At 71.4% G+C, this 16,441-nt stretch carries 14 protein-coding genes; 7 read left to right on the top strand and 7 right to left on the bottom strand.

The genetic code is table 11. From position 1 onward, the window contains the following. Window positions 1-3: 3 nt before the first annotated feature. The 4 genes from AB0L06_RS18075 to AB0L06_RS18060 all read right to left on the bottom strand — a co-directional run bounded on the left by AB0L06_RS18075 (window position 4) and on the right by AB0L06_RS18060 (window position 2,992). On the bottom strand, window positions 4-663 hold the full coding sequence (locus tag AB0L06_RS18075; RefSeq protein WP_500232146.1) for a response regulator transcription factor: 660 nt from the start codon (window positions 661-663) through the stop codon (window positions 4-6). Then, on the bottom strand, window positions 660-2,168 hold the full coding sequence (locus AB0L06_RS18070; protein WP_500232145.1) for a HAMP domain-containing sensor histidine kinase: 1,509 nt from the start codon (window positions 2,166-2,168) through the stop codon (window positions 660-662). Before AB0L06_RS18070 ends, AB0L06_RS18075 begins: the two co-directional genes overlap by 4 nt. A gap of 98 nt (window positions 2,169-2,266) precedes the next feature. Continuing rightward, window positions 2,267-2,533, bottom strand: a complete 267-nt coding sequence (locus tag AB0L06_RS18065; protein ID WP_500232144.1) for a hypothetical protein — start codon at window positions 2,531-2,533, stop codon at window positions 2,267-2,269. 225 nt (window positions 2,534-2,758) lie between these two features. Beyond that, window positions 2,759-2,992, bottom strand: coding sequence for a hypothetical protein (locus AB0L06_RS18060; RefSeq protein ID WP_500232143.1), 234 nt, complete (start codon window positions 2,990-2,992; stop codon window positions 2,759-2,761). A gap of 153 nt (window positions 2,993-3,145) precedes the next feature. On the opposite strand from AB0L06_RS18060, the gene AB0L06_RS18055 reads away from it, so the two are divergent. After that, a complete protein-coding gene (locus AB0L06_RS18055; RefSeq protein WP_500232142.1) occupies window positions 3,146-4,270 on the top strand; it encodes a peptidoglycan-binding protein in 1,125 nt (374 codons plus the stop codon). 36 nt (window positions 4,271-4,306) lie between these two features. Then, window positions 4,307-5,515 carry an ABC transporter permease gene (locus AB0L06_RS18050; RefSeq protein ID WP_500232141.1) on the top strand — a complete coding sequence of 403 codons (1,209 nt, stop codon included), beginning with the start codon at window positions 4,307-4,309 and terminating at the stop codon, window positions 5,513-5,515. Window positions 5,516-5,830: 315 nt separating this feature from the next. On the opposite strand, the gene AB0L06_RS18045 is transcribed toward AB0L06_RS18050, so the two are convergent. Next, entirely contained in the window at window positions 5,831-6,955 is a 1,125-nt protein-coding gene (locus tag AB0L06_RS18045) for an FAD-dependent oxidoreductase (protein WP_500232140.1), read from the bottom strand. A gap of 96 nt (window positions 6,956-7,051) precedes the next feature. Between AB0L06_RS18045 and AB0L06_RS18040 the strand changes: the two genes are divergently transcribed. Beyond that, window positions 7,052-7,783 (top strand): TetR/AcrR family transcriptional regulator, encoded by a 732-nt coding sequence (locus AB0L06_RS18040; protein ID WP_500232139.1) that lies wholly within the window; start codon window positions 7,052-7,054, stop codon window positions 7,781-7,783. A 190-nt stretch (window positions 7,784-7,973) separates the two neighbouring features. After that, window positions 7,974-8,495 carry an NUDIX hydrolase gene (locus tag AB0L06_RS18035; RefSeq protein WP_500232138.1) on the top strand — a complete coding sequence of 174 codons (522 nt, stop codon included), beginning with the start codon at window positions 7,974-7,976 and terminating at the stop codon, window positions 8,493-8,495. 277 nt (window positions 8,496-8,772) lie between these two features. Here the strand turns inward: AB0L06_RS18035 and AB0L06_RS18030 are convergent, their stop codons facing one another. Next, window positions 8,773-11,535, bottom strand: coding sequence for an AAA family ATPase (locus tag AB0L06_RS18030; protein WP_500232137.1), 2,763 nt, complete (start codon window positions 11,533-11,535; stop codon window positions 8,773-8,775). A gap of 279 nt (window positions 11,536-11,814) precedes the next feature. Between AB0L06_RS18030 and AB0L06_RS18025 the strand changes: the two genes are divergently transcribed. Continuing rightward, a complete protein-coding gene (locus AB0L06_RS18025) occupies window positions 11,815-12,003 on the top strand; it encodes a hypothetical protein (RefSeq protein WP_500232136.1) in 189 nt (62 codons plus the stop codon). A gap of 46 nt (window positions 12,004-12,049) precedes the next feature. Here AB0L06_RS18025 and AB0L06_RS18020 read toward each other — a convergent pair whose 3' ends face one another. Beyond that, window positions 12,050-12,547, bottom strand: a complete 498-nt coding sequence (locus AB0L06_RS18020; protein WP_500232135.1) for an Lrp/AsnC family transcriptional regulator — start codon at window positions 12,545-12,547, stop codon at window positions 12,050-12,052. 98 nt (window positions 12,548-12,645) lie between these two features. Between AB0L06_RS18020 and AB0L06_RS18015 the strand changes: the two genes are divergently transcribed. Next, window positions 12,646-13,929, top strand: a complete 1,284-nt coding sequence (locus AB0L06_RS18015; protein WP_500232134.1) for a trans-sulfuration enzyme family protein — start codon at window positions 12,646-12,648, stop codon at window positions 13,927-13,929. Window positions 13,930-14,075: 146 nt separating this feature from the next. Beyond that, window positions 14,076-16,400, top strand: coding sequence for a thiamine pyrophosphate-binding protein (locus AB0L06_RS18010; RefSeq protein ID WP_500232133.1), 2,325 nt, complete (start codon window positions 14,076-14,078; stop codon window positions 16,398-16,400). Window positions 16,401-16,441: the final 41 nt, after the last annotated feature.

Genomic DNA, 16,441 nt, shown 5'->3' with positions numbered 1-16,441 from the left:
GTGTCACTCCTCCTGCTGCAGGGCGTCGCCCAAGGGGACCAGTCCCTGCTGCAGCCCGAAGATGGCGGCCTGGGTGCGGTCCTGCAGCCCGAGCTTGGCCAGGATGCTGGACACATAGGACTTGACCGTCTGCTCGCCGAGGGACAGCGTCCGGGCGATCTCCCGGTTGGAGCGGCCCCGCGACAGGACCGCGAGCACCTCCCGTTCCCGCAGGGACAGCCTGCCCAGCGGGCCGTCGTCCTTGTTCTCCCGGACCTGGCGCACCAGGAGCGCGGTCACCCCCGGATCCAGCACGCTGCCGCCGGCCACGGCGGCCCGCACCGCCTCCACCACGCGTTCGGTGCCGGTCGTCTTCGACACATACGACGAGGCGCCGGCGCGCACCGCCTCCAGCGCGCCGTCCTCACCTGGCGTGGAGGACAGGATGATCATCGCGGGCGTGTCGTCCCGCCCGCGCAGCGCGTGCAGGACGCCCATCCCGTCGAGCCCCGGCATGATCAGGTCCAGCATGACCACGTCCGGGTGGACGTCCCCGATCGCCGCGAGCGCCGCGTTCCCGTCCGCGCACTCGCCGACGACCTCCAGGTCGGGTTCCTGCTCCAGGACGAACCGCAGTCCCTGCCGGACGACCTCGTGGTCGTCGACGATCAGGATCCGGATCACTTCGTTCCCCCCGGCAGCAGCACCCGCACCGTCGTGCCCCGCGCCGGAGCACTCACCAGCTCGAAGACGCCCCCGAGCTCACCGACCCGCTCACGCATCAGTTCCAGACCCATTCCATGTCGCCCCGCCACCAGATGAGGATCGAAGCCGCGCCCCTCATCGCGCACCATCACCACGACCTGACCGCCGGTCTCGTTCACGCTGAGCTCGATCTTCTCGGACTCCCCGTGCCGGACCGCGTTGCCCAGCGCCTCCTGGACCACGCGCAGCACCGCGTGCTCGATCTGCGGCTCCAGCCTGAGTTCACCGAGGTCGGTGGAGATCGAGATGCCCAGTCTGGCCTCGTAGGCCTGGCACAACTCGGTCAGCGCCGCCACCAGGCCCGAGTCCTCCAGCTTGATCGGCCGCAGCTCCAGCAGCATCGCCCGCATCTCCCGCATCGTCCGTTCCAGGGCCGTCTCCATCGACTCGGCCTGGTGGCGCAGCTGCGAGCCGTCGGGCAGCGCCTTGCGCAGGCCGCCCGCCAGCAGGCTCGCGGAGAACAGATCCTGGGAGATCGAGTCGTGCAGCTCGCGCGTGATCCTGGACCGCTCCGCCCGCCGCGCCGCCGCCCCCGCCGCGGCACGCTCCCTGCGGACCGCGGACTCGAGCCGCTCGGCCATCGAGTTGAACGACTGCTCCAACCGGCCGACCTCGTCGCGGCCCGACACCGGGATCCTGGACCGCAGATCGCCCTCGGCCATCCTCGCGGTGCCGAGCGACAGGAGCCGGATGCGCCGGATCAGCCGGCCCGTGCTGAACAGGCCGAACAGGGCGCCGACGGGCACCAGCAGGATGAGGATCACCAGGCCGGGCAGCAGCACCGATCCGAACCCGTGGACGATCTGGCCGGTGCCCGTGGCCTTCTCCGAAGCGCCCGGCGCGACGGAGCCGGGTCGCGACAGCTGCCGGTAGGCGATCCCGATCGTCCGCCGCCCGGCCGGAGACCTGTCCACGATCTCCACCGGATGCGAGGCCCATCCGACCGACTGGCCGTCCACCGTGGTCATCCCGTTGCCGATCCGTGGATCGAACGCCGCCGCGGGCACGTCGGCGGCGTCCATGCCCACGACCGCCACCACATGGCCGTCCAGCGTGGCCAGCGCTTTGACCGCGTTGGACGGAGGCTGCCCCGGCGAGCCGAGCGTGTCCTCATTGAACCCGTGCTTGGCCGCGAAGGCGAGCATGGCGCGGTCGCTGAGCCCGGGCCGCGCCGAGGACGCGAGGCTGGCCGAGGTGCCCGTCGCGGAGGCGGTCTCCAGCGCCAGCGTCGCCACCTTCGACTGGAGGTTCCGCGCGTCGGCCGCCGCCGCCCGCTGCCGGGCCTCCCGCAGACTGTCGTCGGCGGACCGGATCCGCGGCAGGAAAAGGGCGAGCAGAACCGCCTCGACCAGCACCACCGCCGACGCCGAGACGATCACATAGGAGACCGCCATACGAGAACGCAGGCCAAGACGTGAGAACATCGGCCGACCCCACCAACAAAAGCCGCGAAGTTGTGGAATCACAGTACCCGACGATCCTCGTTCGCGCCTGCGTCACCGATCAACGACCACTGCCGAGTTCACATCTTCCGCATCACTGATCCCTCTTCGAGAAATACGTTGCCCTGGATGGAGAAAGGCTTGACGTAGAGGCTGTCGAGCGTCATCGACTTCGCATGCGCCCGTCTCTTCGACGATCTCCTCCTCGCTGAGGGCGAGGAGGCCGCCTGGACCTTCGAGAAATTGTGTGAGATAAGCAGCGCGTTCTTCTTCTCGTGCAGAACACGCGCGCGCTCGAAGAGGGATTTCTCAGGCTGCACGTCCAGCGAGGCGGTCGAGCTCGTCAAGGACGATCACCGGGACGCTCCGGAAGAACACCCTGGTCAGAACCATCGGCTGCCACTGCTTGAGGAGGCATGGCGAATGAAGTCCCGGTAGAGCAGGACGGCCGAATCCGGCCAGGCGTTGAGACTCATCTCCGCGGAGTCGCCACGGTCGATCCTGATGGCCCCTTCGCGCCGAATGCAGAGGACCGCAACCAGCTTGGCGGGCGCGGTCTTCTTGGATTCCTCTCACTCACGGAACGCGACGACTTCACTGGGGTAGATGGTCAGCGAAAGATGCTCGATAGCCCGCTTCCCGGCATCACGATGGTCTGAGGATATGCCGTCCAGCACGATCTGATCGAAGCCGCCTTCGAGGACGACGACGCTGGATCTGTGCTGGACCAGGGAGGGTTCCAGCGCGAGATAGTCGTTCACATCGTTGGCGGCCGGCGGCGTCGATTCGGGTGGCCCGCGATCCATCGGGCATCCCCCCAAATTGGGTACCGGGCCGGGCACATTTGGGGGAGGTGCGGGCGTCCGGCGAACGTGAGTCTGGGCCCATGACCGATTGCATGGATGCGCCGACCGGGTCGGACCGCCGTCTCCGGATCGCGGCGCGCGGTGGCAGGCGACATGAGCCGTAAGCGCAAGATCGTCGTAGCGGGCGTCACGCTGACCACGGTGGCCGGCGCCGTCGGCATCGCGGTGGCGAACGGCCAGGCCGACTCGGGCAGGGCCCCGGTAGTCGGCGTGACGACGGGTACCGCGGAGGTGACCAGCACCGAGGTCGCCGAACGCCAGCAGGTCAACGGCACCCTCGGGCACGCCGGGACCTTCGACGTGGTCTCCTCGGGACAGGGCGCGCTGACCCGGCTGCCCAAGGTCGGCCAGGTGGTGGAGCGCGGCGACGCCGCGTTCGAGGTCAACGGCGTCCCGGTGACGCTGCTGTACGGCAGCCGCCCCGCGTGGCGGGGTTTCGAACTCGGCATGACCAGCGGCAGCGACGTCCAGGAGCTGGAGGCCAATCTCCAGGCCCTGGGCTACGGCGACGACCTGACCGTGGACAAGCACTTCACCTCGGCGACCTCCTGGGCGATCCGGCGGTGGCAGACCGACACGCACGTGCCCGTGACGGGAACCCTGCCGCTCGGGCAGGTCGTCTTCATGCCCTCCTCCGTCCGCATCAGCGGCGACGACGTGAAGCTGGGCGTCCAGGTGCAACGCGGCACCCTCGTCGCCCACGGGACGAGCGAGGAACCGGCCATCACGGTGCAACTCTCCCCCGCGCAGCTCCCCACCGTCCGGGTCGGGGACTCGGTCGTGGTGACCCTGCCCGACGGACGGACGCGCACGGGGTGGATCACCGCGATCGGCGGGGTGGCGTCGACGCCCTCGGCCGGCGGCTCCGGCTCCGGCTCCGGCTCGTCCAACCAGCCGGGAGCCGGCCCGTCGTCCGCGACCCAGTCGACGGCGCCGGTCACCATCAAGGTCAAGGACCGCATCCGCGGCTTCCTCGACCAGGCTCAGGTGCAGGTCGCGATCACGGTGGAGGCGCACAAGAACGTCCTGGCGGTGCCGACCACGGCGCTGCGGGCGCTCCCCGGCAACAAGTACGAGGTCGTCGTGATCGAAGGCACGGCCAAGCGGCACGTGGTCGTCCAGACCGGGCTGTTCGACGAGACGACCGGGCTGGCGGAGGTCAGCGGCCAGGGCCTCGCCCAGGGGCAGAAGGTCGAGGTGCCCCGTGACAACTCCTGACCGCCGCGGCGGCGCACCCGACGGACAGGTCCGCCCATGACGAACACGACCACCAAGCCCGGGCAGAGAAGCGTGCTGCGCGCCGCCGACCTACTGCCGACCGGGACGCTCGGGCTGCGGTTCCGCAAGGTCCGCGCGCTGCTGTCAGGACTCGGCATCGCCATCGGCATCGCGTCCATCGTGGCGGTGCTCGGTGTCACCCGCTCCAGCGAGTCCCACCTGCTCGCCCAGATCGACCTGCTGGGCACCAACATGCTGACGGTCGTCAACGGGCAGGACCAGTCGGGGACGGAGGCCGAACTGCCCGTCGCCACCGCGCCGATGGTCCGCCAGGTGCCCCATGTGGAGGCCGTGGCGCCGACCGCCCAGATCGCCACCGCCAACGTCTACCGCAACGACCACATCGCGGGCGGGCAGACCGGCGGAAGGGCCGTCCGGGCGTGCGACGCCACCCTGATCAGCACTCTCGACGGCCGGCTCCTGACCGGACGCTTCCTCGACCCGGGCCCCTACCCGGTGACCGTCCTCGGATACGACGCGGCCACCAGCCTCGGAGTGTCCCAGGCCGGGACGGACGAGAGGGTGTGGCTGGGCGACCACTGGTTCACCGTCGTCGGCATCCTCAAGCCGTTCCCCCTCGCCCCCGAGATCGACCGGTCCGCGCTCGTGTCGTTCGCCTCCGCCACCCGGCTGCTCGGGTACACCGGCCATCCGAGCCGCGTCTACCTCCGTGCCGACAAGGACCATGTCAAGGACGTGGCGGCCCTGCTGGCCGCGACCGCCAACCCGCCGGACCCGTCCCAGGTCTCGGTCAGCCGTCCGTCCGACGCCCTCACCGCACAGCTCGCGGTCAAGGAGAACGGCAGCTCGCTCATTCTCGGGCTCGGCGCCATCGCCCTCCTGGTCGGCGCCATCGGCATCGCCAACGTCATGGTGATCTCCGTGCTGGAGCGGCGGACCGAGATCGGGCTCCGCCGGGCTCTCGGAGCGACCCGCAAGCACGTCGCCGCGCAGTTCCTCACCGAGGCGCTGGTCCTGGCGACCCTCGGCGGTGCGGCGGGGGTCGCCATCGGGGTCGGCGTCACCGCCGGAATGGCCTACTTCCGAGGGTGGGCCGTGCTGATCCCGCCGCAGGCACTGTGGGGTGGCATGCTGGTCGCCGTCGCAGCCGGAGCCGTCGCGGGCCTCTACCCCGCGCTCCGCGCCGCCCACATTCCGCCGACCGACGCTCTCCGCACCTCCTGAAACGCACAGCCCGCGCGGTGTTGTCACTCACGTGAGCTGAGCCGCTCTTCCGGCAGGGCCTCACCCAGGCCCTGCCGGTATTTGGACGCGGGTGTGGGGCGGGTCAGGTGCTGCCGCGGAAGCCGGTTGCCGCGGTGATGGCTCCTAGACCGGCTAGGACGCCGATGGCGGCGAAGGCTGTGTGGAAGCCGTCCAGGCCGGTCCCGCGAGGACGGCGGTCAGCCGTTGCGGCAAGAGCCCCGCCAGCGTCCGCAGCGTCAGGGCCGCCTTCCGGGCCTTCTCCATCCGGCCGATCGCGCGGGGTGGGTTCCGGACTCAGGACAGTCTGGCGCTCGGGGCGAAGGCGGGGAGCTTCTCGAGGCTGGTGCGCACGGCCTCGGCGCCGTACTCGAACATCTGCCGCTCGTAGTCGTCGACCGCGCTGAGCAGATCCTGGCGGCCTTCGTCGGCCTCGATCAGGCGGCGGCGCAGCAGGTCGGCGTCGCGCAGCGCGGTGCTCGCACCGTTGCCGCCGGTCGGGGAGGTGGCATGGATGGCGTCACCGAGCAGCGTGACCGGGCCGGACGTCCAGCGCTCCCCGGGCTTGACCACCCGGATGGACAGCAGCGTGCTGTTGTCCGGATCGGCCTGCTCGACCAGCGCACGCAGCTCCGGGTGCCAGCCTTCCGTCCTGGACAGCACGGCGTCCTGCGCGGTCAGGCCCTCCGGCGAGCCGTCCGGCGGCAGGATCATGGCCCAGCGTACGTAGTCACCGATGTCGGGCAGCGTGACTTCGGGGGCCAGTCGCTCAGCGGCCCGCTTCGGCGGGGTGCGGAAGCGCATCGCGCCGAGCAGCAGGCTGACGCCGTCGCCCGTGATCTTCGAGCCGTAGGCCTTGGACAGGCCGGAGAACTCGTCGGTCAGTGGAGTGCGGCCGATGACGAACCGGACGCCGGTGTCGGTCGGGGTGGTCCGCGGCGACAAGGCGCCGCGGACCGTGGAGGTGACGCCGTCCGCGCCGACGAGCAGGTCGGCGGTGGCCGGGGCGCGCCGGGCGAACCGGGCTTGGGCACGGCCGTCGGCCAGCACGTCGTATCCGGTCAACGCGGCGTCGGTGTGCACGGTGAGGCCGGTCAGCAGCAGGTGTCGCAGCACCTGCCGGTCGACCACGATGCCGGTCCGGCCCGCGCCGAGCCTGCCGATCTCGTTCAGCCGCGGGTCCAGGATCAGCTGCTCGGCGGAGGCGTCCATGGCGATCTCGTCCAGCAGCGGGTGCCAGCGCGTCGGCAGGCAGTCGCGCAACGCCTGGAAACCGATCGGGTTCAGCACGAGCCGGTAGCCCTGAAACCGCGCGGCGATCCCGGGGTCGCGCTCGAACACGTCGACGTCGATACCGGCGCCACGCAGGCCCTGCGCGAGAGCCAGACCTCCCAGTCCGGCTCCGGCAATGGAAACTCGCATCACACACCCCCAGGACATCGATACGAACTTAGATCGTGTTGACGATCTAAGTTCTACTCAACGAACTTAGATCGTGTCAACGCTAGAGTGGCCGGCATGTCCGCCGATCCCCGTCAACGCCGCGCAGCCCGCCACGCCCAACCCACGGAGGAGGCCACCGCGCCGGCACCACGCAAGAAGCCGATCACCGTCGAACGGATCACCGACGCCGCCCTGGAGGTCGTCGCCACCGAGGGGTATGACGCGCTGACCATCCGACGGGTCGCCGCCGTGCTCGGCACCGGCCCGTCGTCGCTGTACGCGCACATCGTCAACAAGGCCGACATCGACGACCTGCTGATCGGGAGACTGTGCTCGGAGCTGGTGATGCCCGAGCCCGATCCGGCGCGGTGGCGTGAGCAGATCCGGGACGTGTGCGCCCAGATCCGCGACCGGTACCTGAAGTACCCGGGCATCTCCCGGGCCGCGCTCGCGATGGTCCCGACCAACCTGGAAACCCTGCGGGTGAACGAGGGGATGCTCGCGATCCTGCTCACCGGGGGCGTCCAGCCGCAGACCGCGGCGTGGGCCATCGACGCCCTCTCGCTCTACGTCGCCGGCTACGCACTGGAGACCTCCATGGTCCAGCAGCGGCAGAAGGGCCCGGACGCGACCTGGGTCCTGACCCGGGACCAAGTGGTCGACCGCTTCAACGCCCTGCCTCCGGCCGCCTTCCCCAACACCAGGCGGTACGCGACCGAACTCACCTCCGGCACCGGACACCAGCGCTTCGACTTCGCCCTCGGGCTACTCATCGACAACCTCGCCACGCAGGAACCACCCGCCTGATCACGACGAGCGGGTCCACCGACGGGCAACGAGAGCAGCCCCCACCCCGCGCCCCAGCGGCGTATCGCGGCGGGGCAACCCAAAGGCGTCCAGGGCAGCATGTTGCGACGCCGCCATCCACAAAGCGGAACAAGTGGCTTGCTCGGGCGCTTGTCGGGCAGGTGTCAGTGGGGGCTGAGATCGTGCCTCCGTGGGTGAACTGGTTGAGCATGTCGATGAGCATGACCGCGTGCTGGGAGTCGTCGACCGGGATGAGGCGGTGCGTGAGAGCTGGCCGCATCGCATTGCAACGACGATCTGCCGCGATCGCGATGGACGGATCCTGGTGCTGCGACGGGCCGAGACGATGCCCCGGTTCCCGGGCTACTACGACGTGATGGTCGGCGGTGCCGTGAACGTGGGCGAGTCGTATGAGCAGGCGGCACTCCGCGAGCTGACCGAAGAGCTGGGCGTTCGTGCGCCCGTGCGTTTCATGTTCAAGTTCCTTTGCCGGAAGGGGATCGGCCCCGTGTGGTTCGGGGTGCACGAGGCTGTCGTGGCGGACCCTTTGGTCCCGGACCCAGGTGAGATCGCCTGGCAGGACTGGATGGCAGTGGACGAACTGCGTGAAGTCGCTGACGAATGGCTCTTCGTTCCGGGAGGACGGGAAGCCCTCCGCCGATATCTGGAATCCGGATTCGGCAGCGGTGCGGGCAAGCCAGCAGCCGGTTGATCGGCGATACCTGGTCGCTGCGGGTTCAGTGCGAGCATCAGCCGCAGGAGCCGATGACGGGTCGGATTCATGAGACCAAGATGCCGACCAAGAATCCTTGAGGCGCACGTTTTGGGGCGCGGGTCTTTCGAGATGCCGTCTTGAAAGACCCGCGGACCATTTGTGGCGCCGCGTCGCCCACATCATCTCAACGTTGAGGTCGCGAGACTCGGCCGGCGCGCAGGGCGATCGTCTCGTGGTCGCGGTCGAAGGCGGGCCGGGAGCCGGGCGGGCCCGCTCACGCAGGGTCGTGGCCCGGGTCGGGCAGTGCTTCCGCGAGCTGCTGGCGGGAGGTGATGGCGAGCTTGGCGAACACCTTGCCCAGGTGGTACTCGACGGTGCGCGGGCTGAGGAAGAGCTGGGCGCCGATCTCCGGGTTCGACAGGCCCGTTCGGGCCAAGCGGGCGACCTGCCCCTCCTGAGGGGTGAGGCTGCGGACGGGGGTGCCGGGGGTGCGCTTGCGGACGGTCTCGCCGGTGGCCAGGAGTTCGCGTCGGGCGCGGTCGGCGAAGGCCGTGGCACCGAAGCCCTGCAGCATTCCGTAGGCGGTGCGCAGGTGTTCACGCGCGTCGAGCCGCCGGTTCTCGCGACGCAGCCACTCGCCGTACACCAGGTGGGCGCGGGCGAGGTACACGGCGGCCCGGGTGCGCTGAAGGCGCTCGATGGCCTCGCGGTACAGCGGCTCGGCGGCCTGGCCGTCGGAGAGCAGCGCCTTCGACCGGGCGAGCAGGCCGAGGGCCCAGTCGGTGCCGCTGGCGGTGGCGCGCTCGTCGAGCTGCCTCAGCGCGGCCGCGGCCGCTTCGGGCGTCTTGCCGTAGGCGGCCGCCTCGACCAGTTCGACGAGGGCGAACCCGGTGACCCCCAGATCGTCGTGTTCGCACGCCTGTTCCGCACGGGCCAGGGCCTCCTGGTACCGGCCGAGCGAGTTGTACACCAGTGCGCTCAGGTAAAGGCTCTGGTTGATCGCTCGCCCCTCACCCCAGGCGCCCGCCGACTCGGCGGCGGCCTCGAGCTGCGCCGGCGCCTCGTCCCCTCCACGCCAGCCCCGGAGCAGGTTGACGGCGAAGCCGAAGTAGGAGTTCCCGGTCACCTTCAAGATCGCGTCGGACTCCTCGACCAACGTGGCCGCCGCGTCGAACCGGCCGGCGTAGACGTGGACGGCGGCGCGGTAGGTGAGGGTTTGGGGAAGGAAGTTGAGGGCGCCGACCTCGCGAGCCGCCTGGACCGCGTACTCGGCCAGGTCATGCAGGGCCTCGTCGTCCCACATGTCCGCGGCGACCAGGTAGGTCAGCCAGAGCCGGCGCATGTTGTCGTCCGGATCGCTTCGGGCTCCCTCCCGGAACACCCGCAGCACGCTTTTCAACCGCGGCGCCGATTCGCCGAAGCCCTCGGTGAACCGTGCCACCAGCGCGTCGAGCAGTATGTCGGCCGGCCGCGCCGGCAGTGGCCCCGCGGGCGCCGTGCTCGCGGCCTCGGCCACCGTTCGCAGGAGGTCGGGTCGGCCCAGCCTGCTGGCGAAGACCGCCGATCCGATGGCGTCCACATAGGCCTCGCGCGCCTGTCCCGCGTCGACGTGGGACAGGCGATCGGCCGCCTCCAGCAGTGGCCGCAGGGCTTCACCGCCGCGCTTGCGCGCGAGGACGATCCGGGCCCGCAGCCAGGCCACCCGTCCGCTCTGGAGTTCGGTCAGCGGGCCCCTCTCCGCGGAGCCGAGCAGCTCCAGCGCCATGTCCGGGGCACCGGCGTCGAAGGCGGCCTGAGCCGCGGCCAGCGCTCTCGCCCCGCGTCTGGCCTGATCGGGCGTCAGCTCGGTCGCGCGCCTCAGGAACGCCGCCGCGGCGGCGATGCCGCCGCGCACCTGGGCCCGGTCGGCCAGCCGCTCCAGCTCCCCGGCCACGGACTCGTCCGGCTCCAGCGCCGCGAGCGCGCGATGCCAGGCCCTGCGTTCGGGGTCGGACGCGGGGTCGGTCGCCTCGGCCAGCGCGGCGTGCGCCGCCCGCCGCTCCGCCAGCGACGCGGCCGAGTACACCGCCGACCGCACCAGCGGATGCCGGAACCGCAGCCACGTCCCGATCTCCAGCAACCCGTCGGCCTGCGCGGGCTCCGCCGCGGACCCCGGGACGCCGAGCCGCCCGGCCGCGCACCGGATCAGGACAGGATCGCCGGTCGGCTCGGCCGCCGCGACCAGCATGAACGACCGGGTCTCGGCCGGCAGCGCCGCCAGCCGCCGGCGGAAGCCCTCTTCGACCCGCGCCGGGACCGCCTGGGCCTCCACCAACCCGAATCCGCCCGCCAGCTGGGCGGGGCTCAGCCCTCGCGGCAGTTCCAGCAGGGCCAGCGGGTTCCCGTTCGTCTCGGCCAGAATCCGGTCCCTGATCCGTTCGTCCAGCGGAAAGCGGACCACCGAGCGCAACAGCGCCTGCGCGTCCTGCCTGGCCAGGCCGCGCACCTCCAGGTCCACCAGCCCGCGGAACTGCCGGCCCGGCTCGCGCGCCGCGAAGATCAGCCCCACCGGCTCGGCCAGCAGCCGCCGGGCGACGAACGCCAGCACCTGGGCCGACGACTGGTCCAGCCACTGCGCGTCGTCGATCACGCAGAGCAGCGCGCGTTCCTCCGCCGCCTCCGCCAGCAGGGTCAGGACCGCCAACCCGACCATGAACCGGTCGGGCGCGTCCCCCTCGCGCAGCCCGAACGCGACCGCGAGCGCGTCGCGCTGCGGGCCGGGCAGCTTCTCGACCCGGTCCAGGAGCGGCGTGAGCAGGAGATGCAGGCCGGCGAACGCCAGCTCCATCTCTGATTCCGTCCCCACGGTGCGGACGACTCGCATATCGGCCGCCCGTCCGACCGTGTGGCGGAGCAGGGCCGACTTGCCCACGCCCGCCTCTCCACGCAGCATCAGGGCCCGCCCGCGTCCGGAGCGCACATCCCCGAGCAGGCCATCCAGCTCAGCACGCTCCCGATGCCGGTTCAGCAGCGGCATGCCCCCAGATAGCGTCCCCATGCCCGTCTACGCTCCCGTTCGGCGCCGGATCCGTCGGCGCGGCCAAGTCAGCGGCCATCGGGCAGTGCGTCGGGATGCCATGTCCGTCTGGTCCCGCTGAAGACCCGCCCGATATCGCCCTAACTGTATCGATACGGGCGCTCTCCGTTCCTCCACAGCGCCGCCGACGGCGGGCTGCGCCCAGGCGGCACGCGGGCGGGAACGCGCGCTGATCCGCTGCGGGGGTTCCGGGACACCCGATCAGGGAACACCCCTCACCAGGGCGAGGAATCGAACACCATGCGTTGGCAAAATCACAGCTCAGCGGCTGTTGTGGCGCTTCCGGGCATCGTCCTGAACACCTACGACGGCGCCCGCCGCCTCCCCCACTACGGCCATTGGGCCGCCGCCATCGGTCTCACGGTCATCGCCGTCATCATCATCTCGATGCTGATCGCCACCCTCCTCCGCGGCCGGCGACGGCGATGAGCCGCCCGTTGATGCCCGCGGCCCCGTAGCGGTCGGGGGGGCTTGGTCAGCGGGTCAGGACGCCGCGGCCGTCCCGGACTTCGAAGACCAGCTGGGTCTCGGTCTGCCTGACCATCGGGTGGACGGTCACGTGTTCGAGGATGAGGTCCCTGAGTTCCTGGGGGCTGGCCACGGCCACGTGCAGGAGGAAGTCGTCGTCGCCGGCGACGTGGAGGACCGTCAGGGCGCCCGGGACGTCGACCAGCCGGTCGTACAGGGTGCGGACGTGGTCGCGGCTGTGGCTGCCCAGGCGCACCTTGATGATGGCGTTGATGGGGTGGCCGAGGACGCCGAGGTCGAGTCGGGCGGTGATGCTCGTGATCACCCCGGAGTCCCGCAGGGCGCGGACGCGGTAGGCGCAGGTCGACTCGGCGATGCCCACCCGGGTCGCGAGCGCGGCGTTGGTCATCCGCCCGTCGTCCACGAGGGCGGCGAGGATCGCCAGGTCCGTGCCGTCGAGAGGGGCCGGAGTGGGTTGTGGTTTCTTCGGCTGCTGCCCGGCCACGCGTCCTCCTCTTGCGGAATCTGCACTGATATCCGTGCATAACCGATTTTTCATCAAGGAGTCTTGCAGATCACTGTGGATCAGCCCAGTCTTCCGTCATGACTTCGCCGCATCTGCAACTCGACTCGGTCGCCGTCCACGCGGGCCGCGAGGACCTGGCCGAGCTCGGCGTCCACGCGCTGCCGATCGACCTCTCCACGACCAACCCGCTCTCCAGCATCGAGGCGGGAGGCCTGTCCTACGAGGCCATGGCCGGTGGAGGGGAGCCGATTGCCGAGGGCGGATCCGTCTACGCGCGGCTCTGGAATCCGACGGTGGCACGGTTCGAGTCGGCGCTGGCGCGGTTGGAGCACGCCGAGGCCGCCGTGGCGTTCTCGTCCGGCATGGCGGCGGTGACCGCGGCGATCCTGGCGAGCTTGAACGAGAGCGGCCGCCGCCACGTCCTGGCGGTGCGTCCCCTCTACGGGGGGACCGACCACCTGCTCGCCTCGGGCCTCCTCGGAGCGGAGGTGACCTACTGCTCGGCGTCGCAGGTCGCCGCCGGGCTTCGCCCCGACACCGCGATGGTCGTGCTCGAGACGCCCGCCAACCCGACCCTGGACCTGGTCGACATCCGCGCCGTCGTCGAGGCCGCCCAGGGCGTCCCCGTCCTGGTCGACAACACCTTCGCCACCCCGGTCCTGCAGAATCCGATCGACCTCGGCGCCGCGATGGTCCTGCACAGCGCGACCAAGTACCTGGGCGGACACGGCGATGTCATCGGCGGCGTCATCGCCTGCGGCCGGGAGCAGGCGGCCGCCCTGCGCCGCGTGCGCGCCGTCACCGGCGGACTGCTCCACCCCCTGGGCGCCTACCTCCTGCATCGGGGACTCGCGACGCTGCCGGTGCGGGTGCGGGCCCAGCAGGCGAACGCCCAGCGCGTCGCCTCGTGGCTGGCGACCCATCCGAGCGTCGCGCGGGTCTACTACCCCGGCTTCGACGGGGACCCGCAGGGGCTGCTCGGGCGGCAGATGCACGGGACCGGCGCGATGCTCTCCATCGACCTCCACGGCGGATACGAGCAGGCCGAGCGCGTCACGGCGGCGACCGGGCTCTTCACCCACGCGGTCTCCCTCGGCGGTGTCGACTCGCTGATCCAGCACCCCGCGGCGCTGACCCACCGGCCCGTCGCCCCGGAGGCCCGTCCGGCCGCCAGCCTGGTCCGGCTCTCCGTCGGGCTGGAGGACGCCGAGGACCTCATCGCCGACCTTGACCAAGCCCTCGCCGCACCCCACTCGATATCCTTCTCCGCAACCGCTGCCCCCGCGCAGGCCACCCCAGAGACACGGCAGGAGTCGGACCGTCCCCTCGTGGAAGCCGCCGACCAGGCGGGCCGCTCGTAGCCACGGGGCACGCGCGGTTCCCCGCCCGGACCGGCCGCCACCGTCGGCGACCGGCCCGGGCCCGGCCTCGTTCTCGCCGTCCACCGCTGTGCCCGCACCAACGCCGCTCGGACCACCACCGTCAACGTCACCGCCGGGACCGTGCCATGACTGATCAGATCTCCACACCCGTGACCGACACCAGCCTGGACACCTTGCGCGAAGTGGAGCAGCGCGTGCTGTGGCTGTCCACCGCGATCGTCGACCACGCCAACCGCGTCCGCCCCAATCCCACCGGCCTCAAGGTGGGGGGACACCAGGCGTCCAGCGCCTCCATCACCAGCATCATGACGGCGCTGTGGTTCGAGCACCTGCGGCCGGACGACCGGGTGTCGGTCAAGCCGCACGCCTCGCCGGTCCTGCACGCCATCGAGTACCTGCTCGGCTCGCTGGACGAGCGGCATCTGACGACCCTGCGCGCCTTCGGCGGGCTGCAAAGCTATCCGTCCCGCACCAAGGACCCGGTTCCGGCCGACTACTCCACCGGCTCGGTCGGGATCGGCGCCACCGCTCCCATCTGGGGCGCGATCTCCCGCCGGTACGTCGGCGGCCACTTCGCCCCCCAGGCGTCCGGACGCCAGTACTCGCTGGTCGGGGACGCCGAACTCGACGAGGGCGCGGTCTGGGAGGCGGTCCTCGACCCGCGCGTCGCCGAGCTCGGCGAGCTCGTGTGGATCGTCGACTTCAACCGGCAGTCCCTGGACCGGGTCGTGCCCGTCGCGGGCGCGACCCGCATGGAGTCGATGTTCGCCGCGGCCGGCTGGCAGGTCATCACCGTCAAGTACGGCGCGGAGTTGGAGGAGCTGTTCCGGCGGCCGGGCGGCGACGCGCTGCGCGAGCGGATCGACACCATGACCAACCCGGAGTACCAGCGCCTGCTGCGCCACGCTCCGGACCGGCTGCGCGAGCTCCTCCCGGGCACGGGGCCCCAGGCGGGGGCCATCCGCGACCTGCTCGCCGGTGTCGACGACGATCGGCTGGCCGAGGCCGTCCGCGGCCTCGGCGGGCACGACCACGCCGCGCTGCGGCAGGCGTTCCGCGCCATCGACGACACCCGGCCGACCGTGATCATCGCCTACACGGTCAAGGGGTACGGCCTGCCCATCGAGGGCCACCCGCAGAACCACTCGGCGCTGCTGACCGGTCCCCAGGTCGAGGAGCTCGCCGCGCGTGCGGGGGTGTCCGCCGACGCGCCGTGGCAGCGGTTCGCGCCCGGGAGCGAGGCCGCCGTGCTGTGCGCCGGGGCCGCCGAACGGCTGCGCCGTCCGGTCACCGCGCCCGCCGCGCCGCCCGCCGTCCCCACCGACCTCGGGCGCACTCCGTCGGGAACCGCGACCACCCAGTCCGCGCTGGGACGCGCCCTGCTCGACCTGAACCGCGCCGCCCCGCAGGCCGGCGCGCGGGTCGTCACCGTGTCACCGGACGTCAGCTCCAGCACCAACCTGGGCGGCTGGGTCAACAAGGTGGGCGTGTGGTCGCCCCAGGAGCACCTCGACTGGTTCGCCGACGACCGCGAGACGATCCTGCACTGGCGGGAGGGGCCCGCCGGCCAGCACATCGAGCTCGGCATCGCCGAGGGCAACCTGGTCGGCCTGCTCGGCGAGCTGGGCGCGACCTGGAGCCGCTGGGGCGAGCCCCTGCTGCCGATCGGCGTGCTGTACGACCCCTTCGTCACCCGGGCGCTGGAGCCCTGGTCGTTCGGGATCTACGCGGGCGGCCAGTCGATCCTGGTCGGCACCCCGTCGGGCGTCACCCTCGCTCCGGAGGGCGGGGCCCACCAGTCGATCGTCACCCCGTCCATCGGCATCGAGCAGCCCGGATGCACCACCTGGGAGCCGGCGTTCGCCCTGGAGACCGAGTGGTGTCTGCTCGCGGCGCTGGGACAACTCGGGCGTCCCGGCGGATCCTCGGCCTACCTGCGGCTGTCGACGCGTCCGGTCGATCAGCGGCTGGCGGCGATCCCCGCCGACCCCGCCGCCCGCGAACGCCGCCGGCGCCAGGTGGTCGCCGGCGGCTACGCGCTGCGGCGCGCGTCCGGAGCCCCGGACGCCACCATCGTCGCCGTGGGCGCCCTCGTCCCCGAGGCCCTCGAGGCCGCGGAGCGCCTGGAGAAGCTCGGCACGGCCGTGGACGTGCTCTGCGTCGTCAGCCCCGACCTGCTCTTCCGCGCGGTCCAGGCGCGACGCGGCCTGGACGACGCGCCGACGTGGATCCTGGACACGCTCTTCCCCGCCGATCGCGCCGCGCCCCTGGTGACGGTGCTGGACGGGCACCCGCACACCCTGGCCTTCCTGGCCGGGGTGACCGGGACCCCGGCGACGCATCTGGGCGTCAGGGCGTTCGGCCAGTCCGGGGACATGGACAGCGTGCACCGCGCGCACGGGATCGACACCGACAGCATCGTCGCGGCGGTTCTCGACCACACGGACTGACCCAGCCACACGGACTGAATCAAAAGACCGGGTGCCCTCGG

Origin of the sequence: Spirillospora sp. NPDC052269, assembly GCF_040679435.1 — a bacterium.
Classification (GTDB): Bacteria; Actinomycetota; Actinomycetes; order Streptosporangiales; family Streptosporangiaceae; genus Spirillospora.
This window is presented reverse-complemented; position numbering and strand designations above follow the sequence as displayed.

Coding starts and splice junctions, on each gene's coding strand:
- AB0L06_RS18070 (WP_500232145.1), bottom strand. CDS start 2,168: ATGTTCTCACGTCTTGGCCTGCGTTCTCGTATGGCGGTCTCCTATGTG.
- AB0L06_RS18030 (WP_500232137.1), bottom strand. CDS start 11,535: ATGGGGACGCTATCTGGGGGCATGCCGCTGCTGAACCGGCATCGGGAG.
- AB0L06_RS18025 (WP_500232136.1), top strand. CDS start 11,815: ATGCGTTGGCAAAATCACAGCTCAGCGGCTGTTGTGGCGCTTCCGGGC.
- AB0L06_RS18045 (WP_500232140.1), bottom strand. CDS start 6,955: ATGCGAGTTTCCATTGCCGGAGCCGGACTGGGAGGTCTGGCTCTCGCG.
- AB0L06_RS18010 (WP_500232133.1), top strand. CDS start 14,076: ATGACTGATCAGATCTCCACACCCGTGACCGACACCAGCCTGGACACC.
- AB0L06_RS18060 (WP_500232143.1), bottom strand. CDS start 2,992: ATGGATCGCGGGCCACCCGAATCGACGCCGCCGGCCGCCAACGATGTG.
- AB0L06_RS18055 (WP_500232142.1), top strand. CDS start 3,146: ATGAGCCGTAAGCGCAAGATCGTCGTAGCGGGCGTCACGCTGACCACG.
- AB0L06_RS18040 (WP_500232139.1), top strand. CDS start 7,052: ATGTCCGCCGATCCCCGTCAACGCCGCGCAGCCCGCCACGCCCAACCC.
- AB0L06_RS18050 (WP_500232141.1), top strand. CDS start 4,307: ATGACGAACACGACCACCAAGCCCGGGCAGAGAAGCGTGCTGCGCGCC.
- AB0L06_RS18015 (WP_500232134.1), top strand. CDS start 12,646: ATGACTTCGCCGCATCTGCAACTCGACTCGGTCGCCGTCCACGCGGGC.